Source organism: Microbacterium sp. Leaf288 (genome assembly GCF_001422925.1).
GTDB lineage: Bacteria > Actinomycetota > Actinomycetes > Actinomycetales > Microbacteriaceae > Microbacterium.
The window spans coordinates 216,875-231,387 of sequence record NZ_LMNI01000001.1; the positions used below are offsets into that span (position 1 = coordinate 216,875).

The following is a 14,513-nucleotide window of genomic DNA, read 5'->3' on the forward strand; positions in this document are numbered from 1 at the left end:
AGAGTCCCGTCGGCAATCTGGCTAGGACACCGACCTGTGTCAGTGGTCGTCGCGGGGACGATCCTCGTCACCCTCGGCCCCGTCGGCCCCGTCGGACTCGTCGCCTGCGGGTGAGGCGTCACCGGCGTGCGGCTCCGTCTCGTCGGTCGCGACGTCGGCATGATCAGGTCCCGTAGCGTTGTCGCCGTCTTCCGCGGAGTCCTCAGCGGACGCGGGCGATTCCACCGGCTCCGGCTCGACGCTGGTTTCACCCGGAGCGCCACTCGTCGGCTCGCCCGTCTCGTCCGACTCCGCTGCGGGCTCAGGTTCTGCGGCGGGCTCCGGCTCATCGGGAGTCTCCCCCGGCGCCGCGTCATCAGCCGCTTCCGTCGTGGAGTCAGAGGCCTCGGCCGCCTCGCCGCCCAGCCCGTCGCCGTCCCCCGGCTCCGTGTTCTCCGGTGCCTGGGTGTCGCCCGAGACGCTGACCTCGGGCGCCTGGGCGGCCTCAGGCTCAGACACAGCCGGCTGCTCAGCGCCCGCGGCCTCCGGAGCGGACGCCACGTCGGGCTCCACCGTCTCGGGCTCGACCTCGGGCTCCAGCGCGGCAACCTCCCCTGCTGGCTCGGGCTCGACCTCAGCCCCCGCCTCGACCTCGGCCCCGGCCTCGACCTCTGCCGCGGGCTCGGCGTCAGCCTCCAGCGCAGCCACCTCGCGGGCGGGCGCGGCCTCGACGGGTGCAGGGGTCGAGTCCGACACCTCGATGTCGGGGCCCTCCTCGATCTCGGGCACGGCTACCTGGGCGGTCTCGGCATCGGCCGAGCCGCCCACCGCACGCTGACGACGCTGCCGCCGGGTCTCGAACGCCGCCCCACCGGCAACCCCTGCAGCACCGCCATCACCGGCTGCACCCGAACCCGCAACGTCACCCGCACCCGCGGCACCAGCGGCACTGGCAGCGACACCCGCACCTACGAGCACGCCCGCGGTCGCAGCATCCGTCCCGCCATCCGGGCCATCGCCCTCCGGAGCCGGGCCGCCGCCATCACCCTCGTCGCGGCGCTTGCGCCGCTCGATGCGCCGCTCCTTCGCACCCTCGACGAGGTTGTACAGCGTCGGCAGCACGAGCAGCGTCAGCACGGTCGACGACACCAGACCGCCGATCACGACGATCGCGAGGGGCTGCGAGATGAAGCCGCCCTGACCGGTGATGCCGAGCGCCATGGGCGTGAGCGCGAAGATCGTCGCGAGCGCCGTCATGAGGATCGGGCGGAGGCGTCGCGAGCCACCGGCCACCGCCGCGTCGTGTGCGGTGAGGCCCTTCTCGCGGTACTGGTTCACGAGGTCGACGAGCACGATCGCGTTCGTCACCACGATGCCGATGAGCATCAGCACACCGATGAGCGAGGCGACGCCGAGCGGCACGCCCGTGATGATCTGCAGCAGGATCGCGCCGGTCGCCGCGAACGGCACCGACACGAGCAGCAGCAGCGGCTGACGCAGCGACTTGAAGGTCGCGACCATCACGATGTAGACGATCAGGATCGCCGCGAGGAGCGCCAGGCCGAGCTGGGAGAACGCGTCCTGCTGCTGCGTCACGACGCCGCCGAGCGTCGCGTCGGCCGACGACGGAAGGTCGGCGTCGGCGAGCGCAGTCGTGACAGAGGCCGTCGCGGTCTGGAGGTTGTCGGTCGACGGGGTCACCGTGACGGTCGACGTGCGCTGGCCGCCCTCGGTGGTGATCGAGGTCGGACCCTCGCTCTCCTCCACGGTCGCGACCTGCTCGAGCGGGATCGGGCCGGTGGCGCTCGGCACCCGCAGCTGGCGCAGGTCGTCGAGCGAAGCCGGCGTCTCGGACGCCGCGAGGTAGACCGTGAGCGACGTGTCGTCGATCTCGACGGTGCCGATCGACTGCGGCTGCATCGTGTTCGACACCAGCGCGCCGACCGCGACCTCCGAGAGGCCGAGCTCCGCGGCCTTGTCGCGGTCCACCGCCACGGCGATGTACGGCAGCGAGGCCGACAGGTTGCTCGTGACCTGGCCCACGCCGTCGGCTCCTTCGACGGCCGAGATGACAGCATCCGTCGCGTCCTGAAGCGTCGACGAATCGGGAGCCGTCACGTCGATCGCGATGTCGGTCGAGCCGAAGCCGCCGCCCCCCGCGGCGACCGTGATCTCACCGGCGTCGTCGAGGTCGGCGACCGCTTCCTGCACCTCTTCGCGCAGCGCGACCTGGTCGACGCCCGGGTCGGTGGTGATCGAGTACGTGATGCCGCTGCCGCCGCCCGAGAAGGCGTCGCGCAGGGCCGAGCCGCTCGAGCCGATCGACACCTGCACGGTCTCGATGCCGTCGATGTCGAGGAGCACCTCTTCGACCTGCTCCGCGGCTGCGCTCTCGGCCTCGAGCGAGGGGGCCGGGCCGATGTCCTGGGTCATCGTGAACGTGTTCTGGCCCGAGTCGCCGAGGAAGTTCGTCTTCATGAAGGGGGCCGCGGCGATCGTGCCGACGAGCACCAGCACGGCGAGGGCGAGCGTGATCCACGAATGGCGGAGCGTCCAGCGGAGGATCGGCAGGTACGACTTCTGCAGGCGGCTCGGCGGCGCCGCCGGGTCCTCCGGGTCGACCGCGACGCCCCCGGCGTCGAGGATCGGCTTGCCGGGCTTGAGGAACCAGTATGCGAGCACCGGAACGATGGTGAGCGCGACGAACAGCGACGCGGTCATGGCGATCGTCACCGTCATCGCGAACGGACGGAACAGCTCGCCCGTGACATCGCCGACGAACGCGATCGGCAGGAACACCGCGACCGTCACGATCGTCGACGCCGTGATGGCCGACGCCACCTCGCGCACCGCGCGACGGATCGAGTCGCCCTTGTCTGCGTCGCCGACGTAATGCCTCTTGATGTTCTCGATGACGACGATGGAATCGTCGACCACGCGCCCGATCGCGATCGTGATCGCGCCGAGGGTCAGGATGTTGAGCGAGTAGCCGAACGCCTGCAGACCGATGAACGTGATCAGGATGCTGGTCGGGATCGAGATCGCCGCGACGAGCGTCGAGCGCACCGACAGCAGGAAGATGAAGATCACGATCACCGCGAAGACGAGGCCGAGCAGGCCCTCCTTCGCGAGGGTGTCGATGGACTCCTGGATGTACGGCGCCTGGTCGAACACGACCGTGAACTCGGCGCCGTCGAGCGAGTCCTCGAGGTCGGGCAGCACCGCGAGCACGCCGCGCGACACATCGACCGTGTTGGCGGCGGGCAGCTTCGTGACGGCGATCGTGAGCGCCGGCTCGCCGTTCACGCGCGAGATGGTCGTGACCGGATCGGCCTCTTCCGCAACGGTCGAGACGTCGCCGATGGTCTTCGGGCCTGCGACGAACTGGTCGGCCGTCGAGGGCACGAGCGGCAGCGCCGCGATCTCGTCGACCGACGAGATCTTCGAGCCTGTCTGCACCGTCAGCGTCTCGTCGCCCTCGGTGATCTCGCCACCCGGGAACAGCACGCCGTTCTGGTCGAGCGCGTCGCGGATCGCCTGCTGCGTGTAGCCGGCCTCGGCGAGCTTCGCCGGGTCGGGGGTGATCGTGACGCGCTGGCCGACGCCGCCGACGATCTGCGCGGCGTTGACGCCCGCGACGTCCTCGAGATCCGGGATGACGGATGCCTCGAGCTGCGCCTGGATCGTCGCCTCGTCGTCGTAGCCGGTCACGGCCAGCTGGATCACCGGGAAGTCGTCGATGCTCGCCGAGATGACACTGGGCTCGACCCCGGTCGGCAGCTGCGACTTGATGCGGTTGATCGCCTGCGTCATCTTCTGCTCGGCTGTCGCGAGATCGGTGCCGTAGGTGAAGGACGCCTGCACGATCGAGGCGTTCGTGGTGCTCGTCGCACTCGTCGACTCGAGCCCCGGAACGCCCTGGATGGCGGTCTCGATGGGCACCGACACGTCGTTGCTCACGACCTCGGGCGACGCGCCCGGGTACGTCGAGACGACGATGAGCGCGGGGAACTCGATCGACGGGATCAGTTCCTGCTTGAGGTTCGTGAGCGCGAGACCGCCGAAGATGGCGGCGACGATCGTGATGAGCGCGATGAGCGCGCGGTTCTTGAGACTCAGAACGGCGAGGTTCGACACACGGAGGCCTTCGCTGGTGAGGTTATGCAGGGGGAGGGCGGGAGCCCGCACGATACGGAGATGTATCGCGTTTCAGTATTTCATGCGGCTCTCATGAAACCGCTCCCCCGAGGAGGAGGCCGAGACCCGCCGCGATGGCTGCGAGCGCGAGCGTGCCGAAGAGGTTGAGGGCGGCGTGCCGCCAGCGCTTCCGCTGGGCGAGCAGCACGGTCTCGACCGAGACGGTGCTGAAGGTCGTGTACCCGCCGAGCAGGCCGAGCCCGAGCACGAGCGACAACTCCGGGGCGATGGCCGTGCCGAGCCCGGTGATCACGCCGAGCACGAACGAGCCCGACACGTTGACCACGAGGATCCCTAACGGGAAACGTGCACCGTTCGCCGGGGTCAGCCACCGGTCGACGACGTACCGCAGCCCCGCCCCGACGCCGCCCGCGAGCGCGGCGACCAGCAGCCAGGGGCTCACTCGGCGTCCTCCGGGTACTCGATCTCGCCGGGCCGGTCGGCGATCCGGCGTCCGATGAACAGTCCGACGATCGCGCCGACGACACCCGCGATGATGGATGCTGCCGCCAGCCCCGCGGCCATCCACGGCGTCGCGACCCACAGAGCAGTGGCCACCGCGAACGCGCTGTAGGTCGTGAAGCCGCCCATGATCCCCGTCCCGAGGAACGAGCGGAGCATCGGCCGCCGATCATCGAGCCAGCCGACGACGACCCCGAGGATGAGGGACCCGACCACGTTGATCCCGAGCGTCACCCACGGCACCGCCGTGGGATCGGTCACCGGGTCGAGCACGAGCGCGCGGGCGAGGACGCCGATCGCGCCCCCGGCCACCGTCACCCCGAGGATCCGGGGATCGACGGGCTGCGGCATCCCTTCACGCTACTCGCCCGATGATCCCGGATACTCAGAGCGTTTCGACTTCGCGCGCCGGAGCGCGCTCCGCTCAACGAGCGGGAAGTCAGAGATTTCGCTCGTTGAGCGAGCGAGGAACGAGCGAGTCGAAACGCCCCGAGCGCGGTCGCAACGCCGGCTCAGCGTCCCGGCCGCAGCAGCCCCCGGATCGCCGACTCCGGCGTGATCGAGAGGTCGAGCAGGTTCCCCTCGCGGTACCGCGTGAAGACCCGCGGGTCGATGTACGACCCCCGCGCGACCGCCGGGGTGTTGCCGAGCGCCTCGGCCGTCGCGCGCACGGCGAGCACCTCGGCGCGCTTGCGGTCGGTCTTGGTGTCGACCGTGCCGATGCGTGCAAGCGCCTCGGCCGCGAGGATCGTGCCGCGCAGCGTCCGGAAGTCCTTCGCGGTGAACTTGCCGCCCGTGAGAGCCCGCACGTACGCGTTCACCTCCGCCGGGGTGAGCGCGACCCGGCGCCCGCCCCGCTGCCACGCGAGCAGCGGCGACCGCGGCCGACCCGTGGCCAGCAGCTCCATCGCGGCGGCGAGGTCGGCGTCGTCGAGCTCGAGCACCTGGTGCTTGCCGCTCTTGCCCGGAAACGCGAAGGAGACGACGGATGCCTCGACCGAGACATCCCGTCGCTGCAGCGTCGTGAGGCCCCGGCTGCCGTGCGCGGCGAGATACCGCTCCGAGCCGATGCGCGGGGCGGCGTCGTCGAGGAGGCGGAACGCGACCGCGAGCACCCGCTCGCGGTCGAGCGCCTCGCGGCGGATCGACGTGGTGACGCGCGCCCGCGCGCGCGGCAGCGCCTCGGCGAGCGCGAGCGACCGCGCGAACTTGCCGCGGTCTCGGCCCGCGGTCCAGTCGGGGTGGTAGACGTACTGGCGGCGGCCGGCGTCGTCGACACCCACCGCCTGGATGTGCCCGTCGGGCCGCGTGCTGATCCACACGTCCTGCCACGCGGGCGGGATCACCAGGCCGTGTATCCGGTCCAGGTGCCGGGGTCCGGGCGTGCGGCCCTTCGCGTCGAGGTACCGGAAGCCCGACCCGGACCGCAGCCGACGGAAGCCGGGGTCCTCGTAGGGACGGACGCGCGCGAGCTTCGGCATCCGATCACGCTACCGGGATCGCAGGGCCGGCCGACGAGCTCGGGCGACCCTCCGGCCGAGTCTCCTGCTGCGTCAGTGATTGCGGATCATCGAGATGAGCTCGGACTTCTTCTTGCCCGAGTACCCCGTCAAGCCCAGCTCCTTCGCGCGCTTGCGCAGCTCGGGCACCGTGCGGTCGTCGTAGTCCTTCGCTTTCGCACCGCGGCTGCCCACCGTCTTGCGGCCCTGCGCTGCCGCGGCGTTCGAGATGCGTGCGGCCTTCTCCTTCGAGGCGCCGTCCTTGCGGAGCTCCTCGTACATCTCGCGGTCCTTGAGGTTCGATCCGCGTCGTCCTGGCATGGCTTCCTCCTTCGTCCACCGCCGCGGGGGCGGGTTTCACAGGCCCTTCCCTCCGGTCACGGGCAGGATGGCGCCCGACGTGAACGACGCGCCGTCGCTCGCGAGGTACACGTAGGCGCCGGCGAGCTCGGCGGGCTGACCCGCGCGGCCCAGCGGCGTGTCCTGTCCGAACGTCGCCAGGCGCTCAGCATCCCATCCCGTCGCAGGAATGAGCGGGGTCCAGATGGGTCCCGGCGCGACGCCGTTCACGCGGATGCCCTTCGGGCCGAGCTCTTCGGCGAGCGCCTTGACGAACGCGACCTGGGCAGCCTTGGTCATCGCGTAGTCGATGAGCCCCGGCGACGGGTTGAACGCCTGGATCGAGGTCGTGACGATGATCGACGATCCGGGCTTCAGGTGAGGGATCGCGGCACGCGCGGTGAACATCTGCGCATACAGATTGGTGCGGAAGACGCGGTCCAGCTCTTCGGTCTCGAGGTTCTCGATGCCGTCGCGATCCTTCTGATACGCGGCATTGAGAACGAGCACGTCGAGTCCGCCGAACTCGCCGACCGTCCGCTCGACGATCTCGGCGCAGAAGTCCTCGTCGCGCAGGTCGCCCTCCAGCGGGAGGGCTCGCGCACCGCTCTCGGTGATCCACCGCGCGGTGTCGTCGGCGTCCTCCTGCTCCTCCGGCATGTGGGTCAGCGCGACGTCCGCACCCTCGCGGGCGAAGGCGATGGCGACGGCGCGGCCGATGCCGGAGTCGCCGCCCGTGATGAGCGCCCGGCGCTCCGAGAGCCGCAGCGCGCCCTGATACGAGCGTTCGCCGTGGTCGGGCTCGGGTCGCGTCTCATCGGTGAGGCCCGGCTGCTCCTGGTGCTGCGCCGGGAAGCCGTCCTCGTGGTGAGCGGTCGTCGGATCGGTCGCGGATGTGCTCATACCCGCGAAGCTACGGACGCGGTCCCGAACGCTCACGGGGGTTGACAGCGCCCGCCGGACCGCCCTAGGCACCGCGCCGGTAGGCCCGGCGTATCACCGGCCGACGAGGCTCGTCAACCCCCTACGGACCCTGCCCTCCGGGTGCCACTGTCGAGATGTGCCCACGAGGCACGCGATGCATCACATGCATCGACGACGAAGAAGGAGAGCTCCTATGAACCTCGCCCTGATCATCATCATCGTCGTCGCGATCATCCTTGCGATCGTCGGCGGCCTGAATACGGCGCTGAGCTGGCTGCTGTGGGTGGCCATCATCGTCGGCGTCATCGCCCTGATCGCTTTCCTGTTCCGAGTGATCAGCGGCGGACGACGCACCTGACCCCTGCACCACAGGATCAGTTGACGAACGGATGCCGCGGCCACTGCTGGCCGCGGCATCCGTCTGTCTTCTCGCGGTGGGCGCGCTTCCCGCTCACCTGTCACGAATCGTCGGTCGGACCGGCACATCGCGACAGGTGAGCGAGGAGGACTACAGGTTCGCGTCCGCGTAGACGCGGAGCGCGTCGCGCACGAACTCGGCGCCGTGCGTGCCGCCCTGGCTCGTCGCGTAGTTCGCGCCGAACCGCGGGTCCGCGACGTACATCTCGCCGAGGCCGATCACGTACGCCTTCACGTCGCCGCCGGGCGCCGCCGCGGGCGTCCCGGGAATGCCGGTCAGCCACTCGACGTGCCGCTTCGCGACCGCCTGGGCCTCGTCGCTGTCGGGGGCGATCCCGGATTCCGCGGCCGCGATCCAGTCACGGCCGAGGTCTGAGACCCGCTGCTGCCACGCCGTCTTCTCGTCGGCGCTCATCGAGCGCCACCAGCGGTCGCTGTCGGCGTACGCCTTCTTTCCCCAGCGCTGTTCGACCTCGTCCTTGTACTGCGTGTGGTCGAAGCCGTCGAACATGTTCTCTGCCATCAGTCGTTCACCTCCTCTCACTGCACTGATCGTGTTCTCGACCGACGCGATCTGCCGCGCCAGTCGGCTCTGCTCCTGCCGGAGCCATGACAGGTGCGCCTCGAGGGCGGGCACCTCGCCGGTCTCCCGCTCGATCACCGCGGCGATCTGCGGCAGCCCGAGTCCGAGCTCGCGCAGCAGCAGAATGCGCTGCAGCCGCACGAGCGCGGCCTGGCCGTAGTACCGGTAGCCGTTGTGGCCGATGCTCGACGGCGCGAGCAGGCCGATGTCGTCGTAGTGGCGGAGGGTGCGGCTGGTGGTGCCGGCGAGCTTCGCGATCTGCTGGATCGACCACTCCTGCTCGTCTTCCATGACGACCTCCTCTCGTCTCTTCGTCGTCGCTGACAACGCTAAAGGTTGACGTTGCGTCAAGGTCAAGCCGCGGCATCCATTCGCCCTCTGGTTCGGGGGCGCGCCGCGGCCAATCGGGGCGCGGCGGACACGCCCCAACCGTGCGCGACGCGCCCCAAACCCGGGAGGAACCTGAGGATCGAGACCCGCGCCCTTGACACAGACGCGATATATCGTGTTATCCTCGCATCACGCGATATATCGCGACTCCGACCAACTCAGAGATACGCAGGAGAAGCAGTCATGACCCTGGAGAAGTGGATCATCCACCCGGGCGAGACGCGCGTCATCGACATCGAGGACGTGCGCACGCTCAAGATCGGCCTCGTCGGCGGGCAGGTCGACGTGATCGCCCACGACGAGCCCGGCGTCCGCATCGAAGTGCACGACGTCACCGTCAAGGACCTCCGCATCGAGGTCGCCGACGACCACGTCGAGATCGACCACCCGCAGCTGCGCTGGGACAACTTCCTCGAGGTGTTCCGCAACTTCGGCAACACCGGCCCGAAGGCCGAGATCAGCGTCGCGGTCCCCCGCGAGGTCGCCCTCACCCTCGGCGTCGTCAGCGCGAGCGCCCTCGTCTCGGGCCTGCAGAACAACGCCTCGCTCAACACCGTGTCAGGCGACATCATCGTCGACGGCCTCACCGGCGACCTCTCGGTCAACGCCGTCTCGGGCGACGTGCAGGTGCGCGAGCTCGTCGGCTCGCTCAACGCCAACAGCGTCTCGGGCGACGTGGCCACCACCGGAACCCTCCGCAAGGCCACCATCGACACGGTCTCGGGCTCGGTGCTCGTGGACTCGGTCGGCGACATCCTGTCGGTCGGCCTCAACACCGTCAGCGGCACCTCGACCGTGCGCCTCGACGAGGGCCATCCGGCCAACTACGTCATCCGCAGCGTCAGCGGCAAGGTCCAGGTGGACGGCGTCGTGCGCTCCGGCAACGGCACCGGCCCGACCACCAACTACGCCGGCTCCGTCGGCGAGCTCTCGGGCCGCTTCGCCGACGTGCGCGCCCACAGCGTCTCGGGCGACATCACGGTTCTGCGCCGCGCGGCTTCTCCGGTGACGGATGCTGCGCCCCCCGCGTCCGTCGACGCCCCGGTGTCGCCTCCGGCTCCGGCTTCGGCCGAGTCGTCGGCCCCCGCTGCGGGTGTCGACGAGGCGGCCGCCGGTGAAGCGGCGGACGGCTTCGACCGAGAAGGGCTGTGAACACCATGACCCCGGTCTTCTCGCACGGCGATCTTCGCCTGTACCTGCTGAACCTGCTCGATGAGGGGCCGCGCCACGGCTACGACATCATGCAGGCCCTGTCGGACCGCACCGGGGGCACCTACACCCCGAGTGCCGGCACCATCTATCCGCGTCTGGCGAAGCTCGAAGAGGAGGGCCTCGTGACCAAGACCGTGGACGGACGCAAGACCGTGTACGCGATCACCGAGGCCGGCCACGCCGAGGTGCAGTCGCGCGCGGGCGAGCTCGAGGGCATCGAGGCCGGCCTCGCCGACTCGGTGCGGCTCATCGCCGACGAGGTGCGCGGGAGCGTCCGCGAGGCGATGAAGAGCCTCCGCGCCGACCTCGCCGCCGCCTCGCGCGAGGAGCGCCAGACGACACCTCAGCCCTCGCGCGAGGACGACCCGCGGGTGCGCAGCCGTGAGCAGGTGCAGCGCGTCGACGCCCTCGTGAACGAGTTCCGTGCCAACGTGCGCGGCGACGTCCGCGTCCACGTCGCCCGGGGCGGCGAGCTCGCCTCGTCGATCGTCGACCAGCTCGCGAGCGAGCTCGACCGTGTGGCCCGCGACGTGACACGCGCGCTGCGCGGCTGAGCCGCAGCATCCGTCCCCTCGCACGAGTCGGTCCACAACCCAAACCAGTGAGACGACAGCCGGCGGACGAGACCTCGGGGTTCACCCAGGGTCTCGTCCGCCGGCTGTCGTCTCACCGTTGAAGGGCGGCGCGGGGCCGGCGGCCCGGGGACGGGCCGAACGGAGTCCGGGCCGAACCGGGGCTCAGGCGGGCCCGGGGGCTCAGGCGGGCCAGATCTCCTCGTCGTCGGGCACGGGCTCGCCGAGCGGGACGATCAGGATCGGGCGGTGCTGGCGGTGCGCGAGGCGCGCGCCGACCGAGCCGGTGAAGAACTCGCGGACCGACTCGCCGAAGCCGCGCTTGCGGGTGCCGACGACGAGCAGGCGCGCGTCGATCTCGTCGGCGAAGTGCTTGAGGGCCATCGCGGGGTCGCCCACGAGCTGGCGTACCGTCCAGTCCGGCCCGGAATCGCCGAGGACGGATGCTGCGGCGTCCTGCACCTTCACCAGCTCGCCCTCGCCGGCCGCGATGTTGATGTCGATCGGCGCGGAGTGGACGTACCCGTCGGGATCCTCGTAGGTGACGAAGCGTGTGATGTCGACGTGCACGACCACGAGGGGCGCCTGAAGAAGCTTCGCGTAGCGCGCCGCCTCCTTCAGGACCCGCGGCGACTGGTCGGGGATCACACCCGCGATCACCGCCCCGTGCAGGCTCGCATCGGTCGTCGCGCCGCCTTCCGGCTCGGATGCCTCGTCGGTCATATGTCCGCACTCCTCGTCCACCACTGGCGTCGGAACGGCCGGGTTACCGGGGCTCCGTGTTATCCTGAATGCTACTCTTACCGGTTCGAAGCCGGATTCGTGAATGCCCGGGTTTGCGAGGCCGAGAGCCTCCCAAAATAGCCCGCGACCTTAAATGAGGGGGTCTCGCATGGGGCGTGGCCGTCAGAAGGCGAAGCACACCAAGATCGCCCGTGAGCTGAAGTACGACACGTACAACGTGAACTACTCCGCACTCGAGCGCGAGCTCGGTCACCATGACGACGAGTACGTCGACAAGTGGGCCGACCAGTACAACGACGAAGACGAGGACGAGACCTCGCCGCTCTCGTCGTCGCAGGCGTAACACCTCGCATGTCGGCCGCCGCTCTGGCGGCCTGATCGGTGTTCGTCGACCCCGGATGCCCAGGGCACCGCGGATGCCTCACCAGGCGCCGTGCCGGCGCTCCCAGTCGTCCTCGACGGTATGGGGGCGCGCAGCGACGACGCCCGCGGGGATCGCGGCCGCGACGACGATCGCCAGCACGATGAGCGGACCCGTCCACGAGTGGGTCGCCTCGTGGAGCAAACCGATGCCGAACGGGAACAACGCGGCGATCGCGTAGCCGCCGCTCTGCGCGAACCCACTGAGCGCGACCGAGCCCTCGTGCGTGCGCGTGCGCAGACCGAGCAGCACGAGGATCATCGGGAACAGCAGCGGCGCGAGCCCGAGCAGCACCACCCAGAGCCACGGCGCGGCCGTCGGCACGAAGAGGAACCCGGCGATGCCGGCGAACCCGCACGCGACCGCGACCCCGAACAACAGTCGCGTGGCGTTCCAGCGCGTGACGAGCAGCGGCACCACGAGGGATGCCGGCAGGCCCATGAATCCGAAGAGCGACAGCAGCGCACCGGCCGTGGCGGGCGTGACGCCGGAGATGTCGACGAGCAGCTGGGGCATCCACGCGAACGACGTGTAGGCGATCGTGCTCGACACCGCGAACGAGACGAGCAGCGCCCACGCGAGCGGGATCCGCCACATGCGGCCGAACGCCAGCGGGCTCGGCTCCTCGATGTCGTCGTCGTCCTTCGCGGCCTGCTCGGCACGGTGGCGCAGCGCGAGACCGATCCACGGGATCATCGCCACCAGGGCGAAGACGCCCCACAGGCCCAGCGAAACGTGCCAGTCCGCAGCATCCGCCATCGGAACGGCGATGAGGGGCGGCAGGAAGGTCGACACGGCCATCGTGGTCGAGAAGATCGTCGTCATCAGGCCGATGCGGTCGGGGAAGTACCGCTTCACGAGCGGCGGCAGCAGGATGTTGCCCGTGCCGACCGCGGCGAACACCAGCGCGGTGCCGGCGAGCAGCAGCCCCCAGCTCGGCGCGAAGCTGCGCGCGACGAGCCCGAGCGTCACCACCGCCATCGCGGCGACGGCGAGGCGTTCGAGCCCGAACCGGCGCTCGAGGGCGGGCGTCAGCAGCCCGAAGATCGCGAAGCACACGGGCGGCGCCGTGCCGATGAGCCCGATGACCGCCGGCGGAACGGCGAAGTCCGCCGCGATGTGGTCGTAGAGGGGCGACAGCGAGGCGACCGCAGAGCGCAGCGAGAACGCGAACAGCACGATCCCGACGAGCGCGAGGGTCCTCCCCTGCCAGAGCGGGCGGGCAGGAGACGACTTCACCTATCCACCCTACGGGCGTGGACGGATGCCTCGGCCCGGGCCGAGAGGAGAGTCAGGACTCCTGCGAGCCCTCGACCCAGGCGAGGTACTCGTCGGTGACGGTGCCCGTGATGTAGCGGCCGTCGAAGCAGCTCATGTCGAGATCCTCGACGTCGGAGCCCTCGAGGATCGCCGCCTTGAGGTCTTCGACCTCCTGGTAGACGACGAAGTCGGCGCCCAGCTCCTCCGCGATCTCGGGGATCGTGCGGCCGTGGGCCACCAGCTCGTGACGCGACGGCATGTTGATGCCGTAGACGTGCGGGTAACGCACGGGCGGCGCGGCCGAGGCGAACGTGACGCTCTTGGCCCCGGCATCCCGTGCCATCTGGATGATCTCCTTCGACGTCGTGCCGCGCACGATGGAGTCGTCGATGAGGAGCACGTTCTTGCCCTTGAACTCGCTCGACATGGCGTTGAGCTTCTGGCGCACGCTGCGCTTGCGCGCGGCCTGGCCCGGCATGATGAACGTGCGGCCGACGTAGCGGTTCTTGTAGAAGCCCTCGCGGTACTCGACGCCGAGCTTGCGGGCGACCTGCATGGCCGCCGGGCGCGACGAGTCGGGGATCGGCATGACGACGTCGATCGCTTCCTTCGGCGTGTACTTCGCGATGGTGTCGGCGAGCCGGTCGCCCATGCGAAGACGCGCCTCGTAGACCGAGATGCCGTTCATGACCGAGTCGGGGCGGGCGAGATACACGTACTCGAACGAGCACGGCACGAGCTGCGCGTCGGTGGCGCACTGCTGCGTGTGCAGGTTGCCCTCGAGGTCGATGAAGACGGCCTCGCCCGGGTCGACGTCGCGGACGACCTCGAACTCGCCGTTCTCGAGCACGAGCGACTCGCTCGTGACGACCCACTCATAGTGACCGTCGTCGTTCTTGCGCGTGCCGAGGATGAGGGGACGGATGCCGAAGGGGTCGCGGAACGCCAGCAGGCCGTAGCCCGCGATCAGCGCGATCGCCGCGTACGAGCCCTCGACGCGCTCGTGCACGCGGCTGACCGCGTGGAACACCTGCGCCGGGTCGAGCTCGAGGCCCGAGATCGAGGACTGGAGCTCGTTCGCGAGGACGTTGACCAGCAGCTCCGTGTCGGAGGACGTGTTGAGGTGGCGGCGATCCTTGTGGAACAGCTCCTCGGTGAGCTCACGCGTGTTCGTGAGGTTGCCGTTGTGCACGAGCACGATGCCGTACGGGGCGTTCACGTAGAAGGGCTGCGCCTCCTCCTCGTTCGACGCCGTGCCCTTGGTCGCGTAGCGGACGTGGCCCAGGCCGATCTCGCCGAGGAGCGCGCGCATGTCGCGCGTGCGGAACGACTCGCGCACCTGCCCCTTGACCTTGTGCATGTGCACGACGCCGTTGCGCTCGGCGGTCGAGATGCCCGTGGAGTCCTGACCCCGGTGCTGGAGGAGGAGGAGGGAGTCGTAGATCTCCTGGTTGACGGACCCGCGGCCCACCATTCCGACGATTCCGCACATGGGTGTTGCCTGCTCCTGCTGT

13 protein-coding genes and 1 pseudogene are annotated in these 14,513 nt (G+C 69.9%); 4 read left to right on the top strand and 10 right to left on the bottom strand.

All coding sequences use genetic code 11. From position 1 onward, the window contains the following. Window positions 1–963 precede the first annotated feature (963 nt). The 6 genes and pseudogenes from ASF40_RS00920 to ASF40_RS00945 form a co-directional block, all read right to left on the bottom strand. Window positions 964–4,116 (bottom strand): annotated as a pseudogene (locus tag ASF40_RS00920) (efflux RND transporter permease subunit); the annotation flags it as partial. Between the two features lie 91 nt (window positions 4,117–4,207). Then, on the bottom strand, window positions 4,208–4,579 hold the full coding sequence (gene crcB, locus ASF40_RS00925) for a fluoride efflux transporter CrcB (protein WP_056365139.1): 372 nt from the start codon (window positions 4,577–4,579) through the stop codon (window positions 4,208–4,210). Continuing rightward, window positions 4,576–4,989 (bottom strand): fluoride efflux transporter FluC, encoded by a 414-nt coding sequence (locus tag ASF40_RS00930; RefSeq protein WP_056365141.1) that lies wholly within the window; start codon window positions 4,987–4,989, stop codon window positions 4,576–4,578. Before ASF40_RS00930 ends, crcB begins: the two co-directional genes overlap by 4 nt. A 161-nt stretch (window positions 4,990–5,150) precedes the next feature. Beyond that, complete coding sequence (locus ASF40_RS00935) at window positions 5,151–6,119, bottom strand: DNA topoisomerase IB (protein ID WP_056365143.1); 969 nt, start codon at window positions 6,117–6,119, stop codon at window positions 5,151–5,153. A 72-nt stretch (window positions 6,120–6,191) separates the two neighbouring features. After that, entirely contained in the window at window positions 6,192–6,458 is a 267-nt protein-coding gene (locus ASF40_RS00940) for a DUF7218 family protein (protein ID WP_056365146.1), read from the bottom strand. 36 nt (window positions 6,459–6,494) lie between these two features. Further along, complete coding sequence (locus tag ASF40_RS00945) at window positions 6,495–7,379, bottom strand: SDR family oxidoreductase (protein ID WP_056365149.1); 885 nt, start codon at window positions 7,377–7,379, stop codon at window positions 6,495–6,497. Window positions 7,380–7,593: 214 nt separating this feature from the next. Here ASF40_RS00945 and ASF40_RS21245 point away from each other — a divergent pair, with 214 nt between their 5' ends. Next, window positions 7,594–7,758 carry a DUF2207 domain-containing protein gene (locus tag ASF40_RS21245; protein ID WP_162239839.1) on the top strand — a complete coding sequence of 55 codons (165 nt, stop codon included), beginning with the start codon at window positions 7,594–7,596 and terminating at the stop codon, window positions 7,756–7,758. A gap of 150 nt (window positions 7,759–7,908) precedes the next feature. On the opposite strand, the gene ASF40_RS00950 is transcribed toward ASF40_RS21245, so the two are convergent. Further along, window positions 7,909–8,691 carry a MerR family transcriptional regulator gene (locus ASF40_RS00950; RefSeq protein ID WP_056365151.1) on the bottom strand — a complete coding sequence of 261 codons (783 nt, stop codon included), beginning with the start codon at window positions 8,689–8,691 and terminating at the stop codon, window positions 7,909–7,911. 282 nt (window positions 8,692–8,973) lie between these two features. On the opposite strand from ASF40_RS00950, the gene ASF40_RS00955 reads away from it, so the two are divergent. Further along, on the top strand, window positions 8,974–9,942 hold the full coding sequence (locus ASF40_RS00955; protein ID WP_056365154.1) for a DUF4097 family beta strand repeat-containing protein: 969 nt from the start codon (window positions 8,974–8,976) through the stop codon (window positions 9,940–9,942). A gap of 5 nt (window positions 9,943–9,947) precedes the next feature. Next, entirely contained in the window at window positions 9,948–10,556 is a 609-nt protein-coding gene (locus tag ASF40_RS00960) for a PadR family transcriptional regulator (RefSeq protein ID WP_056366620.1), read from the top strand. A gap of 201 nt (window positions 10,557–10,757) precedes the next feature. On the opposite strand, the gene ASF40_RS00965 is transcribed toward ASF40_RS00960, so the two are convergent. Further along, window positions 10,758–11,297: a universal stress protein gene (locus ASF40_RS00965; RefSeq protein WP_056365157.1), complete on the bottom strand. Its 540-nt coding sequence runs from the start codon at window positions 11,295–11,297 to the stop codon at window positions 10,758–10,760. 169 nt (window positions 11,298–11,466) lie between these two features. On the opposite strand from ASF40_RS00965, the gene ASF40_RS00970 reads away from it, so the two are divergent. Next, a complete protein-coding gene (locus tag ASF40_RS00970; protein ID WP_045296302.1) occupies window positions 11,467–11,661 on the top strand; it encodes a DUF3073 domain-containing protein in 195 nt (64 codons plus the stop codon). 78 nt (window positions 11,662–11,739) lie between these two features. On the opposite strand, the gene ASF40_RS00975 is transcribed toward ASF40_RS00970, so the two are convergent. After that, the gene (locus ASF40_RS00975; protein ID WP_056365159.1) at window positions 11,740–12,978 is read right to left on the bottom strand and encodes an MFS transporter; all 1,239 of its coding nucleotides are present in this window, start codon (window positions 12,976–12,978) and stop codon (window positions 11,740–11,742) included. A gap of 52 nt (window positions 12,979–13,030) precedes the next feature. Further along, on the bottom strand, window positions 13,031–14,491 hold the full coding sequence (gene purF, locus ASF40_RS00980; RefSeq protein WP_056365162.1) for an amidophosphoribosyltransferase: 1,461 nt from the start codon (window positions 14,489–14,491) through the stop codon (window positions 13,031–13,033). Window positions 14,492–14,513: the final 22 nt, after the last annotated feature.